At 68.1% G+C, this 22,527-nt stretch carries 19 protein-coding genes; 14 read left to right on the top strand and 5 right to left on the bottom strand.

Going from position 1 to position 22,527, the window contains the following annotated elements:
• The first annotated feature begins 164 nt into the window (after positions 1-164).
• Positions 165-2,837, top strand: a complete 2,673-nt coding sequence (locus IEX88_RS01020) for a bifunctional acetate--CoA ligase family protein/GNAT family N-acetyltransferase (RefSeq protein ID WP_188848685.1) — start codon at positions 165-167, stop codon at positions 2,835-2,837.
• Between the two features lie 105 nt (positions 2,838-2,942).
• On the opposite strand, the gene IEX88_RS01015 is transcribed toward IEX88_RS01020, so the two are convergent.
• Complete coding sequence (locus IEX88_RS01015) at positions 2,943-3,224, bottom strand: hypothetical protein (RefSeq protein WP_188848683.1); 282 nt, start codon at positions 3,222-3,224, stop codon at positions 2,943-2,945.
• A 230-nt stretch (positions 3,225-3,454) separates the two neighbouring features.
• Entirely contained in the window at positions 3,455-4,018 is a 564-nt protein-coding gene (locus IEX88_RS01010; protein ID WP_188848682.1) for an NADPH-dependent FMN reductase, read from the bottom strand.
• Between the two features lie 344 nt (positions 4,019-4,362).
• Here IEX88_RS01010 and IEX88_RS01005 point away from each other — a divergent pair, with 344 nt between their 5' ends.
• From IEX88_RS01005 to IEX88_RS00975, 7 genes are all read left to right on the top strand, one after another.
• Positions 4,363-5,958, top strand: coding sequence for a peptide ABC transporter substrate-binding protein (locus IEX88_RS01005; RefSeq protein ID WP_188848679.1), 1,596 nt, complete (start codon positions 4,363-4,365; stop codon positions 5,956-5,958).
• 203 nt (positions 5,959-6,161) lie between these two features.
• The gene (locus IEX88_RS01000; protein WP_188848677.1) at positions 6,162-7,085 is read left to right on the top strand and encodes an ABC transporter permease; all 924 of its coding nucleotides are present in this window, start codon (positions 6,162-6,164) and stop codon (positions 7,083-7,085) included.
• A gap of 59 nt (positions 7,086-7,144) precedes the next feature.
• Positions 7,145-8,002: an ABC transporter permease gene (locus IEX88_RS00995; RefSeq protein ID WP_373289541.1), complete on the top strand. Its 858-nt coding sequence runs from the start codon at positions 7,145-7,147 to the stop codon at positions 8,000-8,002.
• Positions 8,003-8,252: 250 nt separating this feature from the next.
• A complete protein-coding gene (locus tag IEX88_RS00990; protein WP_188848674.1) occupies positions 8,253-9,308 on the top strand; it encodes an ABC transporter ATP-binding protein in 1,056 nt (351 codons plus the stop codon).
• Positions 9,305-10,384, top strand: coding sequence for an ABC transporter ATP-binding protein (locus tag IEX88_RS00985; protein ID WP_188848672.1), 1,080 nt, complete (start codon positions 9,305-9,307; stop codon positions 10,382-10,384). Before IEX88_RS00990 ends, IEX88_RS00985 begins: the two co-directional genes overlap by 4 nt.
• Before the next feature lie 276 nt (positions 10,385-10,660).
• Positions 10,661-10,903, top strand: coding sequence for a type II toxin-antitoxin system ParD family antitoxin (locus IEX88_RS00980; protein ID WP_188848670.1), 243 nt, complete (start codon positions 10,661-10,663; stop codon positions 10,901-10,903).
• Positions 10,884-11,186 (top strand): type II toxin-antitoxin system RelE/ParE family toxin, encoded by a 303-nt coding sequence (locus IEX88_RS00975; protein WP_188848667.1) that lies wholly within the window; start codon positions 10,884-10,886, stop codon positions 11,184-11,186. The genes IEX88_RS00980 and IEX88_RS00975 overlap by 20 nt, the downstream gene beginning before the upstream one ends.
• 18 nt (positions 11,187-11,204) lie before the next feature.
• Here IEX88_RS00975 and IEX88_RS00970 read toward each other — a convergent pair whose 3' ends face one another.
• The 3 genes from IEX88_RS00970 to IEX88_RS00960 all read right to left on the bottom strand — a co-directional run bounded on the left by IEX88_RS00970 (position 11,205) and on the right by IEX88_RS00960 (position 14,403).
• Positions 11,205-11,987: an ATP-binding cassette domain-containing protein gene (locus tag IEX88_RS00970; RefSeq protein WP_188848666.1), complete on the bottom strand. Its 783-nt coding sequence runs from the start codon at positions 11,985-11,987 to the stop codon at positions 11,205-11,207.
• Positions 11,984-13,084 (bottom strand): ABC transporter permease, encoded by a 1,101-nt coding sequence (locus IEX88_RS00965; protein WP_188848664.1) that lies wholly within the window; start codon positions 13,082-13,084, stop codon positions 11,984-11,986. Before IEX88_RS00965 ends, IEX88_RS00970 begins: the two co-directional genes overlap by 4 nt.
• Positions 13,085-13,368: 284 nt before the next feature.
• Positions 13,369-14,403, bottom strand: a complete 1,035-nt coding sequence (locus tag IEX88_RS00960) for a sugar ABC transporter substrate-binding protein (RefSeq protein ID WP_188848662.1) — start codon at positions 14,401-14,403, stop codon at positions 13,369-13,371.
• Between the two features lie 380 nt (positions 14,404-14,783).
• Between IEX88_RS00960 and IEX88_RS00955 the strand changes: the two genes are divergently transcribed.
• From IEX88_RS00955 to IEX88_RS00930, 6 genes are all read left to right on the top strand, one after another.
• Entirely contained in the window at positions 14,784-16,046 is a 1,263-nt protein-coding gene (locus tag IEX88_RS00955) for an ROK family transcriptional regulator (RefSeq protein WP_308423811.1), read from the top strand.
• A 105-nt stretch (positions 16,047-16,151) separates the two neighbouring features.
• Positions 16,152-16,541, top strand: coding sequence for a GFA family protein (locus tag IEX88_RS00950; protein ID WP_188848660.1), 390 nt, complete (start codon positions 16,152-16,154; stop codon positions 16,539-16,541).
• Between the two features lie 217 nt (positions 16,542-16,758).
• Positions 16,759-17,382, top strand: a complete 624-nt coding sequence (gene betI, locus IEX88_RS00945) for a transcriptional regulator BetI (RefSeq protein WP_188848658.1) — start codon at positions 16,759-16,761, stop codon at positions 17,380-17,382.
• A gap of 72 nt (positions 17,383-17,454) precedes the next feature.
• Complete coding sequence (gene betA / locus IEX88_RS00940; RefSeq protein ID WP_188848656.1) at positions 17,455-19,119, top strand: choline dehydrogenase; 1,665 nt, start codon at positions 17,455-17,457, stop codon at positions 19,117-19,119.
• Between the two features lie 9 nt (positions 19,120-19,128).
• A complete protein-coding gene (locus tag IEX88_RS00935) occupies positions 19,129-20,121 on the top strand; it encodes a small ribosomal subunit Rsm22 family protein (RefSeq protein ID WP_244639756.1) in 993 nt (330 codons plus the stop codon).
• Between the two features lie 235 nt (positions 20,122-20,356).
• Entirely contained in the window at positions 20,357-22,513 is a 2,157-nt protein-coding gene (locus IEX88_RS00930; protein ID WP_188848654.1) for a malate synthase G, read from the top strand.
• Positions 22,514-22,527 lie beyond the last annotated feature (14 nt).

The following is a 22,527-nucleotide window of genomic DNA, read 5'->3' as shown; positions in this document are numbered from 1 at the left end:
GCCTGCGGCCGTCCCGATCGGCCGGGCGGTCCAGCGATCCGGCACCGCACCGCGCTTGCGTCCGGCTCTCCCTCGCATGCCGGGGATGACCTGGGGCTTGCTTTCCACAGCAAGGTGGCGACCTTGCGGGAGACCCCGGCGAAGGGGCGAAAAAAGGAGCCGCGGTGACCATCCGCCATCTCGACGCGCTGTTTCAGCCCCGCGCCATCGCGCTCATCGGCCCCGCGCCCGGCGGATCGCCGATCGGCGAGGTGCTGGCCCGCAATCTCCTGGAGAGCGGCTTCAAGGGGCCGATCCTGCCGGTCGACGCCGCGCGCCAAGCGATCCGCTCGGTGCTGACCTACGCCTCCGTCGCCGACCTGCCGCTGACGCCCGATCTCGCCGTCATCGCCGCGCCGGCCGCCGAGGTACCCGGCCTCGTCGCTGCGCTCGGCGGGCGCGGCTGCCGGGCCGCCGTGGTCATCAGTTCAGGCTTCGGCGAGGACGGCGACGCGGCGGGGCTCGCGCTGCGCCAGGCGATGCTGGACGCCGCCAGGCCCCATCTCCTGCGCATCGTCGGGCCGAACTGCCTCGGGCTGATGTCGCCGGCGGCGGGGCTCAATGCCAGCATCGCCCCCCGCGCGCCCCTGCCAGGGTCCATCGCCTTCCTCACCCAGTCGGGCGTGGTCGCCACCTCGGTGCTCGACTGGGCCGCGGCGCGCGGCATCGGCTTCTCGCATGTCGTCTCGCTCGGCGGCATGAGCGACGTCGACTTCGGCGACCTCCTCGATTTCCTCGAATCCGATCCGCACACCCGCACCATCCTCCTCTATGTCGAGCAGCTGACGGCGGCGCGCAAATTCCTATCGGCGGCCCGGATCGCGGCGCGCACCAAGCCGGTCGTCGTGGTCAAGGCCGGCCGCGGCAGCGACACGGGCGCGGCGGCGCCCGGCGACGCCGCGCCCAGCGCCGATGCCGTCTACGACGCCGCCTTCCGCCGTGCCGGCATGCTGCGCGTCGATACGCTGGATGAGCTGTTCCAGGCGGTGGCGACGCTGTCGAGCGGCCTGCGCGTGCGCGGCAACCGGCTCGCCATCGTCACCAATGGCGCCGGCCTCGGCGTCATCGCCGCCGATGCCGTGGCCCGGTCCGGCGCGCGCCTCGCCGATCTCGGCCCCGGCGGGCCCGACGGCCCTGGCGACCGCGGCGGCCGCGGCAACCCGGTCGACATCCTCGCCGGCGCCGATGCCGGGCGCTACCGCGCGGCGATCGAGGCGATCCACGCCGGCGACGCGGCGGACGCCATCCTCGTCCTCAACGGCCCGACCGCGCTCGCCGACCGCGTGGCCGCCGCCGAGGCCGTCGCCGAGACGCCCTCCGTCGCGCGCCGCCCGCTCCTCACCTGCTGGCTCGGCGGCGATTCGGCGCTGGCGCCGCGCCGGCTTTTCGACACCAGGCGGATTGCGACCTACGAGACGCCGGAGCGGGCGATCGCCGCCTTCGTCCAGCTCGACGAGTACCGGCGCAACCAGGAACTCCTGATGGAGACGCCCGTCGCCGAGGGCTTTGCCATCGACCGCGCCCGGGCCGAGGCGATCGTCGCCGAGGCGCTGGCCGAGCACCGCCTCGTCCTCACCGGCCCGGAGGCGCTCGAGCTTCTCGCGGCCTTCGCCATACCGGTCATCCGCACCATCGTCGCCCGCACCCCGGTCGAGGCCTGCGCAGCGGCGACCGCGATCGGCCTGCCGGTGGCGCTGAAGATCCTGTCGCGCGACATCACCCACAAGTCCGACGTCGGCGGCGTGCACCTGGCCATCGCCTCGCTGCCGATGGTTCGGCAGGCGGCCGAGGACATGCTGGATCTGGTCCGCCAACGCGCGCCGGAGGCCCGGATAGACGGCTTCATCGTGCAGCCGATGATGCGCCGGGGCGCCACCGAGCTGGTGCTGGGCATTTCCGAGGACGCCATCTTCGGCCCGGTGCTCTCCTTCGGCGAGGGCGGCACGGCGGCGGAGGTGATCGGCGACCACGTCGTCGGCCTGCCGCCGCTGAACGATGTCCTGGCCCGCGACATGATCTCGCGCACCCGCGTCTCGCGGCTCCTGGCCGGCTACCGCGACCATCCCCGCGCGGATCTGGCGGCCGTCGCCTCGACGCTGGTGAAACTGTCGCAGCTCGCCGCCGAACTGCCGGCGGTGACCCAGCTCGAGATCAACCCGCTGCGCGCCGACGCCGAGGGTGTCGTCGCGCTCGACGCCCGCGTCGTGCTGCGCCGGCCGGAGACGGTGCGGCCGCTGCCGGCGATCCGGCCCTATCCGCGCCGCCTCGCCCATGCCGCCGTCACCAAGCGCGGCATCGCCTATGACATCCGGCCAATCCGCCCGGACGACGAGGCGGCGATCGTCGACATGCTCCAGCGTTCTTCGCGCGACGACGTGCGGTTGCGCTTCTTCGCGCCGCGCAGCGATTTCGGCCATTCCTTCGCCGCCCGGCTGACGCAGGTCGACTACGACCGCGAGATGGCCTTCGTGGCCCTGGAGCCAGGGAGCGCCGACATCAGCGGCGTCGTCCGGCTGATCGCCGCGCCCGACAACGACAAAGGCGAATTCGCGGTGATGGTGCGCTCGGATCTCAAGGGAACCGGACTCGGATCGCTGCTGATGACGGAGATCCTGCGCTATGCGCGCGAGCGCGGCATCGGCCGGGTCGAGGGCGAGGTTCTCAGGGAAAACACCAGCATGCTGCGTCTCGTGCGCTCGCTCGGCTTCACGGTTCAAGCGAGCGCGGACGATTCGAGCGTCGTCCATGTCGCCACGTCCGCCGTACCTTTCACGGCTTCGGAGCCGGAGAAAAAGTAGCCGCGCCGTTTGCCCGCCCCCGAGGTGGGCCGACGCCACGCACGACAAAGCCGCCGGATCTCTCCGGCGGCTTCATCAGTGTCGACAGTCGAAAAGCCGAGGCTCTTAGTTGGCCGGGGCCGGGGTCGCAGGCGTCGGCTCAGCCGGGGCCGGCTCGACCGGGGTCGGGGCGGGCTCAGCCGGGGTCGGCGCAGGCTCGGCGGAAGGCGCCGGCGTGGCGGGCGCTTCGATCGTCGTGTTGTTCGTGTCGCCTGCAGTCGGCGTCTCGGCGGGGCCACCGGCGAAGAAGGCGAAATACAGGACCGCCAGGATCACCAATCCGCCCAGAATGAACCAAACGGCATTGAGGCTTCCGCCCTGGCGCGGCGGGGGAGGGGTATGGGTCATGGTGTCAATCCTCTTCTAGGCAGAGCCGGCGGCGCCGGCTGAGTCGGTGTGGTAACAATGCCGTGCGCGAAAGGTTCCGGCCTGAAAATCTTAAATGCCCGGAAAACGGCCGGCACTATATCCAGCGCGAAACAAGCCGCCTCGTCGTAAAGAGCTGCGTAGAGATCTGCTTAAGACTTTGATCAAAAGAACTTTTTCATGGCGACGAGCCGCTCGGCGAACCCCGACCCCTAGGAACGCAACGGTTTCAACGCACCGGCCCATTTCTGAAGTTCGTTCAGCATGGCCGTGGCGGAGGAAAGGTGAAAGGCCTCCGGCGAAAAGCCCTGGTCGGAGATGTGTTGGGTGAAACTCTGTACGACGAGGCTTTCCGGGATGGGCATGGCCTTCACCGTGGTCATCAGCAGCTTAGCCTCCTGCACCGCCCGCATGCCGCCGGAGACGCCGCCATAGGAGGCAAAGCCGACCGGCTTGTAGTTCCATTCGCGGCTGAGATAGTCGATGGCGTTATAGAAGCTCGGCGGCGGGCAGTAGTTGTATTCCGGCAGCACGAAGACGAAGGCGTCGGCCGTCGCCGTCAGCGCCGCCCAGCGCTTGGTGTGGTCGTGCTGATACTGCTGCTTGGCCGGGTGCTCCGGCTCGTCGAAGAGCGGCAGCCCAATTTCTTTCAGGTCCACCGCCACCACGTTGAAGCCGCCATGCTCGCGGGCGAAGCCGGTGAACCAGTCGGCGATGATTGGCCCCTTGCGGCCCGGGCGCGTGGAAGTGGTGACGACGTTGAGGGTGAGGGCCATGACCGGCTTTCTGCTGCTGCGGAGGATTGGTGAGATAGGGTGGTCGGGCCGGTCGGCGACACTCCATCCGACGCAAGCTTCCGCCCCTCCCCTTCGATGCCGGGCCCTGACTAGCCCGAGACGGTGGGATCCGCGCTCCGCCGAAGGCTTCACTGACTCCTTGAAAGTCTCTGATTATACCGGCGGATTCTCACTCTGCCGTGATGTTCGACAGCCCGCGGTTTTGCCCACAATTCCATCTTCCGGCGGTTTACAAGCGCGGCGCCGGCGTGATTGATGACCGCTTCGGTGACGTTTACGTCACCCCCGCATGACTCCGATCAACGCAACGAGCGAGAGCCGCGATGACGTTTTTCTCCCGATCCACGAGCCTCACGACCGGCGCCCTGGCGCTGGCGGCGCTTCTCGGCCTGACGCCGGCGCAAGCGGCCCAGCTCAATCTCCACAATGGCGGCGACGTCACCTCGCTCGATCCGCAGAAGCTGTCGGGCGACTGGGAGAACCGGGTCTCGGGCGACATCTTCGAGGGGCTGATGACGGAGGATGCCAAGGCCGAGCCGATCCCCGGCGCCGCGGAAAGCTACACGCTCTCCGACGACAAGACGGTCTACACCTTCAAGATCCGCGCCGATGCCAAATGGTCCGACGGAAAGCCCGTGACGGCGGGCGATTTCGTCTTTTCGTTCAAGCGCCTGATGGATCCGAAGAACGCCGCCGAATACGCCTATCTGCAGTATCCGATCAAGAATGCCGAGGGGATCAACACCGGCAAGATCACCGATCTGGATCAGCTCGGCGTCAAGGCGATCGACGACAAGACGCTGGAGATCACGCTCGAGCGCCCGACCGCTTATTTCCTCGGCGCCCTCACCCACTACACCGCCTATCCCCTGCCCGAGCACCTGATCAAGGAAAAGGGCGACGCCTGGGTGCAGGTCGGCAACATCGTCACCAACGGCCCTTACAAGCCGGTCGAGTGGGTGCCGGGCAGCCACGTGCTGACCGAGAAGAACGACCAGTGGCACGACGCCGCGACGCTGAAGATCGACAGCGTCAAATTCTTCACGCTCGAGGACAACGCCGCCGCGCTGCGCCGCTACCGCGCCGGCGAGTTCGACGTCGTCACGTCCTTCCCGACCGACCAGTACCAGTGGCTGCAGGAGAACATGCCGGGCCAGGCGCATGTCGCCCCCTTCGCCGGCCTCTACTACTACGTCGTCAACTCGTCGAAGCCGCCCTTCGACAACGCCAAGGTGCGCGAAGCGCTGTCGATGGCGATCAACCGCGAGGTGATCGGCCCGAAGATTCTGGGCACCGGCGAGCTGCCGGCCTATGGCTGGGTGCCGCCGGGCATGGCCAATTACGATGGCCCCGAAGTGAAGGTCGCCTGGGCCGACCTGCCCTATGGCGAGAAGCTGGAAAAGGCCAAGGCCATGCTGACGGAGGCCGGCTACGGCCCGGACAAGCCGCTGAAGGTCACGCTGCGCTACAACACCGACGACAACCACAAGCGCGTCGCCGTCGCCATCGCCTCGATGTGGAAGCCGCTCGGCGTCGATGTCGATCTCGTCAACACCGAGGTGAAGGTCCACTATGCGGACCTACGCCAGGGCTCCTTCGAGGTCGCCCGCGCCGGCTGGCTCGCCGACTACAACGATCCCGACAATTTCCTGAACCTGCTGAAGGGCGGGGTCGAGATGAACTACGGCCAGTGGTCGAACGCCGAATTCGACAAGCTCCTCACCGATGCCAATGCCGATACCGACATGGCCGCGCGGGCAAAGCTGCTGAAGCAGGCCGAGAAACTCGCCATGGACGATACGGCCGCGATCCCGATCTACTTCTACGCCTCGCGCAGCGTCGTCTCGCCGAAAATCACCGGCTACGAGGACAACGCCTTCGACATCCACCGCACGCGCTGGCTGACCAAGGCGGAGTAGGCAAAGCTGCTTCTTCTCCCCGACGGCGAGAAGGTCGCGGCAGCGGGATGAGGGGCGGCGCTAAGCGCCGTCGACCAGCGGCGGGTAGTCCTCCACCGTCGCCCCCTCTCCCGGCTGCTCGCTCTCGCTCGCATCCACCCTCTCCCCTTTGGGGCGAGGAATGGCACTCCCTTCGTCTCCGTCCCACCAGGAGTCGCGCGCGCATGCTGCGTTTCGCCTTCCACCGCCTCCTGACGGCCATCCCCGTCGTCCTGATCGCGGTGACCGCCTGTTTCTTCATCCTGCGGCTCGCGCCCGGCGGGCCGTTCGACATGGAGCGGGCGCTGCCGCCGCAGATTCTGGAGAATCTGAGGGCGCACTATCACCTCGACCAGCCGTTGCTGGCGCAATATTTCAGCTATCTCGGCGGGCTCGTGCAGGGCGATCTCGGGCCGTCCTTCACGTCGGACGATTTTTCGGTGTCGCAGCAGATCATGATCGGCCTGCCCTACACGCTGATTCTGGGCGGCGGCGCCTTTCTGCTCGCCATCGTCGTGGGTCTGGCCGCCGGCATCTACGGCGCGCTCTACCAGAACAAGGCGCCGGACTATGTCATCGCCGGAGTGATCATGATCGGCCTCGTGGTGCCGAATTTTCTCGTCGCGCCGGTGCTGCAGCTGGTCTTCGGGCTGAAGCTCGACTGGCTGCCGGTCGGCGGCTGGGGCGATGGCTCGCCGCGCTTTCTCGTGCTGCCGATGGTGGTGCTGGCGCTGCCGCATGCCGCGCGCATTTCGCGGCTGATGCGCGGCTCGATGATCGAGGTGCTCAACGCCAACTTCATCCGCACCGCCCGCGCCAAGGGCATCGGTGCGAGGCGCATGGTGCTCGGCCACGCGCTGCGCCCAGCGCTGACGCCGGTCGTCTCCTATCTCGGGCCCGCCGCCGGCTATCTCCTCACCGGCTCCATCGTTGTCGAGCAGATCTTTGGCATCCCCGGCATCGGGCGGTATTTCATCCAGGCGGCGCTGAACCGGGATTACGGCATGGTGCTCGGCACCGTGGTTTTCTACATGATCCTGATCGTCGTCCTGAATCTCCTCGTCGATCTCGCCTATGCCTGGCTCGATCCGAAGGTGCGGACGCGATGACCCTCTTCACCGACAAGCGCGCGGCGCTCGAACCTTTTGCCACGATCCAGGCCGAGGCCATGCACGGTAAGCCGCGCTCGCTGACACGGGACGCCATGCGCCGGCTCTTCGCCAACAAGGCCGCCATGGTCTCGCTGGTCGTGCTCGTCTCCATCATCCTCGCCGCCATCGCCGGTCCGTGGTTCCTCCCCTTCGACTATGAGACACCGGACTGGGCCGCCTTCCGCGAGCCGCCGTCCTGGGCCTCGGGCCACTATTTCGGCACCGACCAGAACGGCCGCGACCTCCTCGCCCGCACCCTCTACGGCACCCGCGTCTCGCTGCTCGTCGCCCTTATCGCCACCCTCGTCTCAGTCGTCGTCGGCGTCCTCTACGGCGCGGTGTCGGGCTTTCTCGGCGGGCGCATCGACCAGGCGATGATGCGCTTCGTCGACGTCATGTACGCCCTTCCGTACATCCTCTTCGTCATCCTCCTGATGGTGATGTTCGGCCGCAACGTCTACCTCCTCTTCGCCGCCATCGGCCTGTTGGAATGGCTGACCATGGCGCGCATCGTGCGCGGCCAGACGCTGTCCCTGAAAGAGCGCGAGTTCATCGAGGCAGCGCGGGCGGCGGGCGTTTCGACCTTCACCATCATCCGCCGCCACATCGTGCCGAACCTCATCGGCCCGGTGGTGATCTTCGCCACGCTCACCGTGCCGGAAATCATCGTCACCGAGAGCTTTCTCTCCTATCTCGGCTTCGGCGTGCAGGAACCGCTGACCTCGCTCGGCACGCTGATCTCGGAAGGCGCCGACACCATGGAGACCATGCCCTGGCTGCTCGGCTTCCCTGGCCTCGTCCTCGTCTCGCTGCTCCTCGCCTTCGCCTTCGTCGGCGACGGCCTGCGCGACGCTTTCGACCCGAAGGACCGGTGATGATGATGTTTTCGGACGCAAGGAATGACAGGCGCGAAGATATGACGTTCGTCATCCCAGGCTTGACCCGGGATCCATTCCAAATCGTTGAACGGGTTCGAGGACGGTCGACAGGCATCCTGACCCGATTGGGCAGCGACGCCGCCTCGGCATGGATCCCGGCTCAAGGCCGGGATGACGAAGCGGGGGAGTGGGCATCGCGTTCTGAAACGAAGCCGGCCGTGCCGGTTCGTCAAGCGGAGCGCCCGGCATGACCGCCCCCCTCCTGCAGCTGCAAAACTACTCCATCCGCTTCTCCACGCCCGACGGCGAGGTGCAGGCGGTCTCCGATCTCGACCTTGCCGTCATGCCGGGCGAGACGCTGGCGATCGTCGGCGAATCCGGCTCGGGCAAGAGCCAGACTTTCAACGGCGTCTTCGGCCTGCTGGCGCGCAACGGCCGCACGGAGGGGCAGGCGCTGATGGCGGGCGAGGACCTTCTGGCGATGAAATCCCGGGACCTCGACAAGATTCGCGGCCGCGACATGGCCATGGTCTTTCAGGACCCGATGACGGCGCTGAACCCGGCGATGAAGATCAAGCGCCAGCTCTCCGAGGCGCTGGAGGTGCACAAGGGCCTGTCGCGCCGCGCGGCCGAGGCCGAGGCGCTGGCCATGCTGAGGACGGTCGGCATTCCCGAGGCGGAGCGGCGCTTCAACCAGTATCCGCACGAGCTCTCCGGCGGCATGCGCCAGCGCGTCGTCATCGCCATGGCGCTGATCTGCCGGCCGAAACTGATCGTCGCGGACGAGCCGACGACGGCGCTCGACGTCACCATCCAGGCGCAGATCCTCGATCTCTTCCGCGACCTCACAGCCGATTTTGGCACCGCGCTGGTGCTCATCACCCACGATCTCGGCGTCGTCGCCGGCATCGCGACCCGCGTGGCGGTGATGTATGCCGGCCGCGTCGTCGAGGAGGCCGGCGTCGACGACCTCTTCGCGTCGCCGGCGCATCCCTATGCCGCGGCGCTCCTGCGCTCCATCCCGCGCGCCGACCGCGACATCGCCGGCGTCGACCCCATTCCCGGCCGCCCGCCGAACCTGATGAACCTGCCCACCGGCTGCGCCTTCCACCCGCGATGCCGCCACGCCACCGAACGCTGCGTCGCCGAGCGGCCGCCGCTCGCCCCCGTGGGCGGTGATCGACGGGCGGCCTGCTGGCACCCCTTTTCCGACGCTCCGCAGCTCTCGGTTTACGACGCAGGACTCGATTCGGCCACGCAACGTTTTCCCGACACGATGCCTGGCGATGGGAGACCCGCATGAGCACGGCCGAGATTCACGTGAAACAGGCGGCCCCCATTCTCAGCGTGGAAAACCTGTCGACGGAATTCACCCTCCGCAGCCGCAGCTTCTTCGGCCGCGCCGCGACGCTGAAGGCGGTGAACGACGTTTCCTTCACGCTCGGGGACGGCGAAACGCTCGGCATCGTCGGCGAGTCCGGTTGCGGCAAGTCGACCCTCGGTCGCTCGATCCTGCGCCTCGTCGAGCCGACCGCCGGCCGCGTCGTCTGGCAGGGCCGCAGCCTGACGACGCTGTCGGCCGAAGACATGCGCAAGGCGCGAAAGGAGCTGTCGATCATTTTCCAGGACCCGATCGCCTCGCTCGACCCGCGCATGACCGTCGGCGACATCATCGCAGAACCGCTGGAGGTGGCCGAGCCCGGCCTCACGCGCCAGGCCCGGAACAAGCGGGTCGAAGCCGTCATGGACGAGGTCGGTCTCGCGCCGGAGATGATCCGGCGCTATCCGCACGAGTTCTCGGGCGGGCAGGCGCAGCGGATCGGCATTGCGCGCGCGATCATTACGGAACCGAAACTGATCGTCTGCGACGAGCCGGTCTCGGCCCTCGACGTGTCGATCCAGGCGCAGATCATCAATCTTCTGAAGGGCCTGCAGAAGAAGCATGGACTGAGCCTGCTCTTCATCAGCCACGATCTCTCCGTCGTCCGCCTGATCTCGGACCGGATCCTCGTCCTCTATCTCGGCCGCGTGGTCGAGATCGGCAGCCGCGCCGATGTGTTCGAGAATCCGGCGCACCCCTATGCGCGCGCGCTGCTCTCCGCCGCACCCGTGCCGGACCCGGCGATTGCCCGAGCGCGCGGCCGCACCGTCCTCCTCGGCGACCCGCCCTCGCCGATCAACCCGCCCTCCGGCTGCGCCTTCCGCACGCGGTGTCCCATCGCCGAGGCCGTCTGCGCCGAAGTCCCGCCGCCGCTGGTCGAGGTCTCGCCCGGCCATCGCGGGGCGTGTCACTTTGCGGGGGAGGAAGCGGCGCGGCGGATGGCGGCGAAGGCGGACACTCGGGATAACGTCCGCATAAGCGTGTCCGAGGCGGGATGAAATTGAGGAAGCGTGCGCGCCTCGGAAATTCGTCATCCCGGCCTTGAGCCGGGATCCATTCCAAATCGCCGGAACCCGAGGTGTGAGCAGGCCTTCACCCCTGATTTGAGCCGGAGAGACGCTGTTGCGTGGAGGAATGGATCCCGGCTCAAGGCCGGGATGACGAACACGGTATTGCTCGTACGCAGCGGCCGACAGCGGAGAGCGTGGCCTTGCTCCTGCTTGAGCCTGGCAGACCTTGGGCTTATGTTTGGCTTCCGTCAGGAGTTAGCGGCGATGTCCAAGACGACTTCGGTCACCCTCGATGATCATTTTGCCGACTTTGTCGCCTCGTCCGTCGACCAGGGTCGGTATGCCTCGGTCAGCGAGGTCGTGCAGGCCGGGCTCGAACTCCTGGAACGCGAGAGCAAGCGGCAGGCCCTGCGCACGGCGTTGATCGAAGCCGAAGAGAGCGGCCCGTCGGTCCCCTTCGACCGCCGGACCTTCCTGGCAGAGATGCATGCCAAGTACGGTCTCTAGGCTCCGTCTCAACCCGAAGGCCAGCGCCGATCTCGACGGCATCTTTCTCGATACGGCCGTGCGATGGTCGTCCGAGCAGGCCGATCGCTACATCGCCGAGATCGACGATGCCATGCGGGCTCTCGCTCGCTCTCCCGGGCTCGGCCAGAAGGTCGACGACGTTCGCGCCGGCTACTATCGGTATCGCGCCGGGTCGCATCTCATCTTCTACCGTCGTGTCGAACCTGGCATCGAGGTCATGCGCGTCCTGCACCAGCGCATGGACATCGATCGCCATCTCTGACGAGGGCCGCTTCGCCCCCTACGCCGCCAGCATCGACGTCTCTGGCGCCTTGGCGCCGGTCATCAGCGCCACGGCGTCCGACATGGTCGCGCTCTTCGGGTCGATGACGCAGAGGCGGCGGCCGAGGCGGTGGATGTGGATGCGGTCGGCGATCTCGAAGACATGCGGCATGTTGTGCGAGATCAGGACGATCGGCAGGCCGCGCGAGCGCACCTCGAGGATGAGGTCGAGAACTTTTCGCGACTCCTTCACGCCAAGCGCCGCGGTCGGCTCGTCGAGGATCAGGACTTTTGAGCCAAAGGCGGCGGCACGGGCCACGGCGACGCCCTGGCGCTGGCCGCCGGACAGCGTCTCCACCGGCTGGTCGATGTTCTGGATGGTCATCAGGCCGAGTTCGGAAAGCTTGTCGCGGGCGATCTGGCGCATCCTCGGCTTGTCGAGCATGCGCAGCCAGTCGCCGAGAAATCCCTGGCGGCGGATTTCGCGGCCGAGGAACATGTTGTCGGCGATCGACAGCGCCGGCGACAAAGCGAGCTGCTGGTAGACGGTCTCGATGCCGGCGTCGCGCGCGCCCTGCGGATTGTCGAAGGTGATCGGTGCGCCGTCGAGCAGAACCTCGCCGCTGTCGGGAATGACGGCGCCCGACACGGCCTTGATCAGCGTCGACTTGCCGGCGCCGTTGTCGCCGATGACGGCGAGGATCTCGCCGGGGCGCAGGTCGAAGTCGGCATTGTCGATGGCGACGACCCGGCCGTAGCGCTTGTTCAGGCCGCGGGCGGAGAGGACGGGGACCTGGTTCATGCCGAGACCTTTCTGATCCACTGGTCGGCGGCGACCGAGAGGATGATCAGCGCACCGACGGTGAGCTGCGTCCATTGCGGATCGGTGCCCCAGATGCGCAAGCCCATGGCGAAGACGCCGACGATGAGGGCGCCGATCAGCGTGCCGAAGACCGAGCCCCGGCCGCCGAACAGCGAGGTGCCGCCGATCACCACCGCGGTGATCGACTGGATGTTCGCCTCCTGGCCGGAGGTCGGGCTGACCGAGCCGATGCGCCCGATCAGCGCCCAGCCGGCCAGGCCACAGATGAGGCCCGCGACGGCGTAGACCGAGATCAGCGTGCGCGTCGTCGAGATGCCGGAGAGGCGGGCGGCGTCGGCGTCGTCGCCGAGCGCGTAGACGTGGCGACCCCAGGCCGTGTTGTTGAGGATGTAGAAGACGACGACGACGAGCGCGACCATCAGCACCGCGCCATAGGTGAAGGTGGCGCCGAAGAGGCGGAAAGTGGTGCCGAAGAACTGCAACAGGGGCGCGGCTTCGCCGATGTCACGGGCGCGGATGGTCTCGTTCGCGGAATAGATGAAGTTGGCGGCGAGGAAGATCGACCAGGTGCCGAGGGTGACGATGAAGGGCGGCAGCTTCAGCTTGGCGACGAGGAAACCGTTGATACAGCCGCAGCCGAGGCCGACGGCGAGGCCGCAGACGATCGCCAGCGGCGTCGGCAGGCCGAGATTGACGGCGAACTGGCCCATCACCACCGAGGACAGGACCATGATCGCGCCGACCGAAAGGTCGATGCCGGCGGTGACGATCACCAGCGTCTGCGCAACGCCGATGATGCCGACGATGGTCACCTGCTGCAGGATGAAGTTCAGCGTCTGCGGGCTGAAGAAGCGGCTGCCGAGCATGAGACCGAAGACGGCGACGCTGACCGCCAGCACCAGAACCGGCACCATGGTCGGGTTGGCGTGAAGGAAATGCTGCAGGCTGGCGAGACCGCCCCGATGGCTGGCGTCGAAGGCGGCGACCTTCGATTCCCCCTGGGCCGCCACCTGTTCGAAGTCGGCAGCGGACGGCTTTGCCGGCGGCACCGGGGGCTTTCCGGACGTCTCACTCATGGGCTTACCTTCTCATCGACGGCATCGAGGGCGATCGGCCGCCGGATTCAGTCGATCCTATCGACACTGACTCCTGTCGCAAGAGGCCGATCATGCGGCAGTGCGAGAAGAGACGGGGAGACCGACCGCGCGGGCCAGGGGGGCCGTGACGCCGGAGCGTCCTGGCCAAGCTCCATGCCGCGACGCCAAACGCGCGAGCACAGGCAACAGACGGGCCGCGACGCCGGAGCGCCGCGGCATAGGCGACAGGGAGGCCGCGACGCCGGGGCGCCGCGGCCGGGACATCAGCCCCAGCAGGCCTTGAGAGCCTCTTCCGAGGTCATCGAGGCGACGCCGTCGACCGGCTTGTCGGTGACGAGGTCGACACCGGTGTCGGTGAAGTCGAGTCCTTCGGTCTTCTCCGGCTTCTTGCCGCTGTCGGCAAAGGCCTTGACCGCCTCGACGCCGAGGGCCGCCATCTTCAGCGGATACTGCATCGAGGTCGCGCCGATGAGACCGTCCTTGACGTTGTTGACGCCGGGGCAGCCGCCGTCGATCGAGACGACGAGCACGTCCTTCTCCATGCCGAGCTGCTTCAGCGCCTCGTAGGCGCCAGCGGCAGCGGGCTCATTGATGGTGTAGACGACATTGATGCCCGGCTCCTTCTGGAGAAGGTTCTCCATCGCCGTGCGGCCGCCCTCTTCGTTGCCATTGGTGATGTCATGGCCGGCGATGCGCGGGTCTTCCTCGTCGCCGATGACGTTGACGTCCTTGGTGTCGATACCGAAGCCCGTCATGAAGCCCTGGTCGCGCAGCACGTCGACCGAGGGCTGGGCCGCGATCAAATCGAGGAAGGCGATCTTGGCGTCGACCGCCTTGTCGCCGAGCGTCGCCTTGGCCCATTTGCCGATCAACTCGCCGGCGGTGAAATTGTTGGTGGCAAAGGTGGCGTCAGCCGAATCGATCGGCTCCAGCGAGGTGTCGAGCGCGATCACCAGGATGCCGGCCTTGCGGGCCTCCTGCAGCGGGGCGACCATGGCCTTGGTGTCGGAGGCGGTGATCAGAATGCCCTTGGCACCGCCGGCGATGCAGCTTTCGACGGCCGCGACCTGGCTCTCGGTGTCGCCGTCGATCTTGCCGGCATAGGTCTGCAGCTGGACGCCGAGTTCCTCGGCCTTGGCCAGCGCGCCTTCCTTCATCTTGACGAAGAAGGGATTGGTGTCGGTCTTGGTGATCAGGCAGACCAGCGGCCCTTCGGCGGCGACGGCGGGCGTCGACAGCGTGGCGAAGCCGGCGACGGCGGCCAGAGCGGTGGTGGCAAAAAGGGTGCGAAGCGTCACGGATATCCTCCCAGATATGATCCGATGTCGGTGCGGCGCGGCGCTGCAGCGACGGTTGTCCGAACGCGGCCTCCTCGCCCCGTCGGTTCGAGACCAGACAAGCGGACTGCCGCCGGCCTGTCAAGATAAATAACTCATGTGGATTTAAATATTGACAGCCGGCCTTGCGGCGATCAACCTTTGTCGCGAACCGGCTGAAGCAGCGATCGAATTCCTGATTCGAGCCGTGCCGTGCGGTCACGAAACGGCAGCGATCGGCGCCTTCCCTGGAGGGCAGAATGCGCCGATCGCCTCGTGGTGACAAGACACAAGCCGCCGGCCGTGCGGTGCCTTGCCGATCACGCCGCACCGGCCGATGCGGCAGCTGAGGAGTGGACGGCGTGGACGAGCTCAAGGCCAAGCAAGCGATGCCGGCGGAGGCCGCGGGTGAGGCGGCGGCGCCCACCGAGCGGATGCGCGGCTCGAACCAGTCGGGGCTGAGAGCCCACAACGAGCGCGCCGTGCTGTCGCTGATCCGCCGCCACGGCGTCATGGCCAAGGCCGACATCGCCCGCCGCACCGGCCTGTCGCCGCAGACCGCCTCGGTGATCATGCGCGTGCTCGAGGCCGAGCAGCTGGTGCTGCGCGACGCGCCCCGGCGCGGCAAGGTCGGCCAACCCTCGATCCCGATGCGCCTGAACCCGGACGGGGCCTTTTCCCTCGGCCTGAAGATCGGCCGCCGTTCGATCGAGCTGGTGCTGATGGACTTCGTCGGCACGATCCGGGCCCGGCGGCGCCGCACCTATCCCCTGCCCAAGGTCGCCGAGATCAAGGAGTTCGTCGCCGAGGCGGTGACGGACGTGCTGCAGCCGCTGGACGTTCGCGGCCGGGCGCGCGTCGTCGGCCTCGGCGTCGCCATGCCGGACGCCTTGTGGGACTGGGCCGAGGAGCTCGGCGCCCCGGCCGGCGAGATGGACGAATGGCGGCATGTCGATATCGCCGCCGAGCTCGCCGCCCTCACCGGCCAGCCGGTGCATCTGGCCAATGACGCGACGGCGGCCTGCGCCGCCGAGCACGTGTTCGGCACGTCGAAATGCGCCGACTACGTCTATTTCTTCATCGGCGCCTTCATCGGCGGCGGCATCGTCATCGACGGCGACCTGGTGATCGGCCGCTCCGGCAATGCCGGGGCGCTCGGCTCGATGCTGGTGCCCCGCCCCGACCTGCCGGGAGGACGCCCGGGAAGCTACGACCAGCTGATCAATTCCGCCTCGATCCACATTCTGGAAAAGATGCTGCAGGCGGAAGGCCGCGATCCGCAGGATCTTTGGAAAGTCGAGGGAGAATGGCCGGAGCTCGGGCCGATCCTCGACAGCTGGATCGCCTTGGCGGCCTGTGGTCTCGCCCATGCGATCGTCTCCGCGACCTCGGTCTACGACTTCGAATGCGCCATCATCGACGGCAGCTTTCCGCAAGACGTGCGCGACCGGTTGGTGGCCGAGACCGCCGCCGCCTACGGCCGGATCCGCAAGGAGGGCCTGTCGCCGGTCACTATCCGCGCCGGCACGATCGGCGTCACCGCGCGCGAGATCGGCGGCGCCAGCCTGCCCTTCTTCGCCCGCTTCCTGCTCGACCACCGCGTGCTCTACACTGAAAAGGCCTGAGCGCTCGCCTCACCAGGCGCGCTGGCGGACGGCCATTCTCAAGGCCACCGCGGGAACAGCGAACCGGAAGCGGCGTTCGGTCGGATGAAGTACGGGAGGCGAAGCATGGAAAACGTCACCGGCGGCTGCCTGTGCGGCAGCGTGCGGCTCACGGCATCGGGACAGCCCGACCGGGTCGGGATCTGCCATTGCCTCGACTGCCGCAAGCATCACGGCGCCCTGTTCTATGCCGCGGCGATCTTCCCGCAGGATGCGGTGACGGTCGAGGGCGAGACGCGCGACCATGCCGGACGTTTCTTCTGCCCGCGCTGCGGCTCGTCCGTCTTCGCCCGTAGCGGCGACGAGATCGAGGTCGCCCTCGGATCGCTGGACGCGCCGGACCGGTTCGTGCCGAGCTATGAATGCTGGACCATCCGGCGCGAATCCTTCCTGCCGCCCTTCCCGGCCCTAAAGCGCTACGAGCGCGACCGCGACGCGCCGGGCCGCGGGGCGTAACCCGGCCGGAACGGCGCGGCCTCCTCGTCGGTCGCCCGCGGCAGGAGTACGGCGCGCCACCTTCCTCCGCTCCCCTTTTCCCTTATCGCCTCGTCCGTTCGCGACGGCGGGCCCGTTCCAGCCTTCCGGCGCGACACTCCGGCCGGGCGCGGGCGCGCTGTTGATTGATCAATCAATCAACTTTCGTTAGGGTCCCACGCATCACGGGGACACGACGATGACGAAGCGGGACATCGAGGAGGTGCGGCGCGGCGCGCTGATCAGGGCCGCAATCGGCGCAATCGACGGCGAGGGCTCGCTCGGCGTCACCATGGCCGAGATCGCCCGGCGCGCAGCCGTATCACCGGCGCTGGCGCATCACTATTTCGGCGGCAAGGACGATTTGATGCTCGCCGCCATGCGCCATCTCCTCGGCGAATACCGCAGCGGCGTCACCCAGCGGCTGCGCCTGGCCGAGACGCCGCGGGCAAAAATCTCCGCCATCGTCGAAGGCTGCTTCGATCCGCGCCAGTTCACCGGCGAGGCGATCGCCACCTGGCTCGTCTTCTACCTCCATGCACGGCGCAACGCGGAAGCGGCGCGGCTCCTCGCCGTCTATTTCCGGCGGCTGGAATCCAACCTCGTCTCGGCCCTCGCGCCGCTGGTCGGGCGCGAGGCGGCACGGCCGATCGCCCGCTCTACCGGGTCGCTGATCGACGGCGTCTGGCTGCGCCATGCGCTTGTCGGACACGGCGACGCGCCCCTGCATGCGCCAACGCGGAGCGACGCGTCGGCTCTCGTCGAGCGTTTCGTCGACGCCGAGATCGTCGCCGCCATCGCCGTCGATTCGGCAGCGAAATGAGTCGTTTCGGGGGTGCCCTCCTTCGCGTGCCGTCTGCCCCACGGCCGTCTTTCTCTTTTGCCGGAGCCTTTCATGCGTAAACTCGACGAAGCCGATTATGTGGTGGTCGGGTCCGGTTCGGCGGGCGCGGCGCTGGCCTACCGCCTGTCCGAGAACGGCCGCTACGACGTGCTGGTGATCGAGGCGGGCGGCACCGATGCCGGGCCCTTCATCCAGATGCCGGGTGCCCTGTCCTTCCCGATGAGCATGAAGCGCTACGACTGGGGCTACCGGGCCGAGGCCGAGGCGACGCTCGGCAACCGGCAGCTGGCGACGCCGCGCGGCAAGGTGATCGGCGGCTCCTCATCGATCAACGGCATGGTCTATGTCCGCGGCCACGCGAAAGACTTCGACCACTGGGCGGAAGCCGGCGCGAACGGCTGGGCCTATGGCGACGTGCTGCCCTATTTCCAGCGGATGGAGGCGATGGAGGACGGCGACCCGGTCTGGCGCGGCCTCGACGGCCCCCTGCACATGAAGCGCGGCGCCATGGCGAACCCACTCTACGGGGCCTTCATTGAGGCCGGGCGGCAGGCCGGCTTTCCCGTCACCGACGACTACAACGGCGCGCAGCAGGAGGGCTTTGGCCCGATGCAGCACACGATCTGGCGCGGCCGCCGCTGGTCGACGGCGAACGCCTATCTCAGGCCGGCGATGCGCCGCGGCAATTGCCGGCTGATGACCGGCGAGGCGCTGAACGTCGTTTTCGAGGGCACCAAGGCGGTGGGCGTGCGCGTCCGGCGCGGGCGGCGCCTGCCCGGGCTGGTCCGGGCCCGCAAGGAAGTCATCCTCGCCGCCGGCGCGATCAATTCGCCACTGCTGCTCCTGCGATCCGGCATCGGCGCACCGGAGGAGCTGAAGGCGGCGGGCGTCACGCCGCTGGTGGCGCGGCCGGGCGTTGGGCGCAACCTGCAGGACCATCTCGAGGTCTATATCCAGCAGGAATGCACCCAGCCGATCACCCTCAACGGCTATCTCAACCTCTTCGCCAAGGGCCGCGTCGGTCTGGAGTGGATGCTGCTGCACACCGGCCACGGCGCCACCAACCATTTCGAAGCCTGCGGCTTCGTCCGCTCGGCGCCGGGGGTCGACTATCCCGACATCCAGTATCACTTCATCCCCGCCGCGGTGCGCTACGACGGCACCTCGGCGGCGCCCGGCCACGGCTTCCAGGCGCATGTCGGGCCGATGCGCTCGAAGTCGCGCGGCGCCATCACCCTGACCGGCCCGTCTTCCTCCGACGCGCCGTCGATCCGCTTCAACTATATGAGCCAGCCCGAGGACTGGGCCGACTTCCGCACCGCCGTGCGCCTCACCCGCGAGCTCTTCGCGCAGGACGCCTTCGCGCCTTATCGCGGCCGCGAGATCCAGCCGGGTTCCGCGGTCGACAGCGACGAGGCGATCGACGCCTTCATCGCCGAGCATGCCGAGAGCGCCTACCATCCCTGCGGCGCCTGCCGCATGGGCGCCGCCGACGATCCGCTGGCCGTCGTCGATCCGCAATGCCGGGTCATCGGGACCGAGAATCTGCGCGTCGCCGATTCCTCGATCTTTCCGCGCATCACCAACGGCAATCTCAACGGCCCGTCGATCATGGTCGGCGAAAAGGCCGCCGACCACATTCTCGGCGTGCCGATGCTGCCGGCCTCGGACCTCTCCCCCTGGCAGCATCCCCGTTGGCAGGAAAGCCAGCGATGAGCCGCCGTCGTGGCTGAGCTTCCCGACGCGCTCGGCACCGCCATCGATGCGCTGATGGACGGGCGCAAGCGCCCGGACCTCCATGCGCGTGCCGGGCGGATTTCCGATGCCTACCGCGCCGGCGAAAACTCGACCGGCGTGGTGCGCGAGGAAGCCGACGCGCTCGCCTATGCGGTCAGCCGGCTGCCCGCGACCTATGCCGCGGCGGTCGAGGTTCTGGCGCGCCTCGCCGAACGCTGCCCGGATTTTTCGCCCGCCTCCGGCCTCGATGTCGGCGCCGGCCCCGGCACCGCCAGCTGGGCCATGGCCGAGATCTTTCCGAACATGGCGTCGCTGACGCAGGTCGACCGCAACCGTTCCTTCCTCGACCTCGCCCGGAAACTCGCCGCCGATGCGGAAGCGCCGGCCATGCGCCAGCCGGCGCAGCTGCTCGCCGATCTGGCCGGAGGCGGTGCGCTGCCGGCGAGCGACCTCGTCGTCCTCTGCTATGCCCTGGCCGAACTCGCACCGCCGACCCAGGCCGCCACCGTCCGCCGCCTCTGGGCGGCGAGCGCCGGCGCGCTGGTGATCGTCGAGCCGGGCACGCCGGCCGGCTATTCCCGCATCCTCGCTGCCCGCGATGCCCTCATCGCCGAGGGCGCAAAGATTCTCGCGCCCTGCCCGCACCAGGCGCCCTGCCCGCTGGTCGCGCCGGACTGGTGCCATTTCGCCGTGCGGCTGTCGCGCAGCCGCGACCACATGGCGGCCAAGGGCGCGACGCTCGGCTACGAGGACGAGAAATTCTCCTATCTCGTCGCCGTGCGCCCGGCCTTGTTCACGCCGGCCGAGGCCGGCCGCATCCTCGACCGGCCGGAAACCTCGAAGATCGCGGTCGCGGCAAAACTCTGCGGCACCGACGGCAGCCTGTCGCTCGCCCTCGTCCCGAAGCGCCAGAAACAGGCCTACGCCGCCGCGCGGCGGCTGAAATGGGGCGACGAACTCAGGCTCGACGCGCCGGACTGACGCGGTCCCGGCGGGGCCGGACGTGCCTTGCCGCCGGCGTTTTTCGGTGGCGCGGCAGGGGCTTCGGCCGGGGACCCGCGCAAAGTCCCCGCCCATGGTCGGATTGACAGACGCGCCTCCATGGCCGATTTCCGGGCGGCGTCGATCCCGGCGGCGGGCCGACGGCGCGCCGCGCGGGTTCCCCGGCGTCCAGCCGATGGCGCCTTTGCGGCGCCGCCCGCCCTGAGGAGAGAACATGTCCGACACGATCGACGTCCATGGCCTGAAGGTCGCCGCCGAGCTGAAAACCTTCATCGACACGGAGGCCTTGCCGGACACGGGACTGACGCCGGCGCATTTCTGGAAGAGCTTTGCCGAGATCCTCAAGGACCTCGCGCCGAAGAACCGCGCCTTCCTTGCCACCCGCGACGACCTGCAGGCGCAGATCGACGCCTGGCACGTCGCGCGCCGCGGAGAGAAGATCGATCCGGACGCCTACCGCGCCTTCCTCACGGAGATCGGCTACATCGTGCCGGAAGGGCCGGACTTTTCCATCGAGACCGCGAACATCGATCCGGAGATCGCCACCATTCCGGGTCCGCAGCTCGTCGTGCCCCTGATGAACGCCCGCTACACGCTGAACGCGGCGAACGCCCGCTGGGCCTCGCTCTACGACGCGCTCTACGGCACCGACGCCATGGGCGACGCCGCCCCGGCCGGCCCGTTCGACCCCGCCCGCGGCGCCCGCGTCGTCGCCTGGGCGAAGGCATTTCTCGACGGCGCCGTGCCGCTCGCCGGCGGCAGCCATGCCGATGTCACCGCCTATGCCGTCGCGGACGGCGCGCTGATGGTCGACACGCCGAAGGGCCGCACCGGCCTTGCCGACCCCTCGGCCTTCGCCGGCTACCGCGGCGACGCCGCCCAGCCGACCGCGATCCTCCTCGTCCACAACGGCCTGCATGTCGAGCTCGTGATCGACAAGGCGAACCGCATCGGCGCCACCGATCCGGCGGGCGTCGCCGACATGCTGATGGAATCGGCGATCTCGACCATCTGCGACTGCGAGGATTCCATCGCCGCCGTCGACGCCGAGGACAAGACTGCCGTCTACCGCAACTGGCTCGGCCTGATGAAGGGCGATCTCGAGGACAGTTTCGAGAAGGGCGGCAAGACCGTCACCCGCCGCCTCAATCCAGACCGCGACTACACCGCGCCGGATGGATCGGCGCTGACGCTGCCGGGGCGCTCGCTGCTGCTCATCCGCAATGTCGGCCACCTCATGACCAATCCGGCGATCCATCTCGAAGACGGCTCGGAAGTGCCCGAGGGGATCATGGACGCCATGGTCACCGCGATGATCGCCATGCACGACCTGAAGAGGAGCGGCGGCAATTCCCGTGCCGGCTCGGTCTACATCGTCAAGCCGAAGATGCACGGGCCGGAAGAGGTCGCCTTCGCCGCCGAGATTTTTGGTCGCGTCGAGGATGCGCTGGGCCTCGCCCGCTTCACCATCAAGATGGGCATCATGGACGAGGAGCGCCGCACCACGGCGAACCTCAAGGAATGCATCCGCGCGGCAAAGTCGCGCGTGTTCTTCATCAACACCGGCTTCCTCGACCGCACCGGCGACGAGATCCACACCTCGATGGAGGCGGGCGCCATGGTGCGCAAGGCGGCGATGAAGGATGCAGCCTGGATCAGCGCCTATGAGAAGTGGAATGTCGATGTGGGTCTGGCCTGCGGCCTTGCCGGCAAGGCGCAGATCGGCAAGGGCATGTGGGCGATGCCGGCTTTGATGCACGCCATGCTGGAGGCGAAGATCGGCCATCCGCAAGCCGGCGCCAACTGCGCCTGGGTGCCGAGCCCGACGGCGGCGACGCTGCACGCGACGCACTACCACCGCGTCGACGTGCTCGCCCGGCAGACGGAAATCGCCGCCGAGGGAAGGCGCGCCGACCTTTCCGAGATCCTCACCGTGCCGCTCGCCGACGGCGTGAACTGGCCGGAGGCCGATGTCGTCGCCGAGGTCGAGAACAATGCGCAAGGCATTCTCGGCTATGTCGTGCGCTGGATCGACCAGGGCGTCGGCTGCTCGACCGTGCCCGACATCAACGATGTCGGGCTGATGGAGGACCGTGCGACCTGCCGCATCTCTTCCCAGCACATCGCCAACTGGCTGCACCACGGCGTCGTCTCGGAGGAAGAGGTGATGACGGCGATGCAGAAGATGGCGGCCAAGGTCGACGCGCAGAACGCCGGCGACCAACTCTACCAGAAGATGGCGCCGGACTTCGACGCCTCGATCGCCTTCCAGGCTGCCTGCGACCTCGTCTTCAAGGGCCGCGAGCAGCCGAACGGCTATACCGAGCCTGTCCTGCACCGCCGCCGGCTGGAGAAGAAGGCGCGCGGCTGATCCAGCCGCAGTTT

The organism is Aureimonas glaciei (genome assembly GCF_014643375.1).
Taxonomy (GTDB): domain Bacteria; phylum Pseudomonadota; class Alphaproteobacteria; order Rhizobiales; family Rhizobiaceae; genus Plantimonas; species Plantimonas glaciei.
The sequence above is the reverse complement of the archived record's forward strand: the minus strand, read 5'-3'. Positions and strand labels throughout refer to the sequence as shown.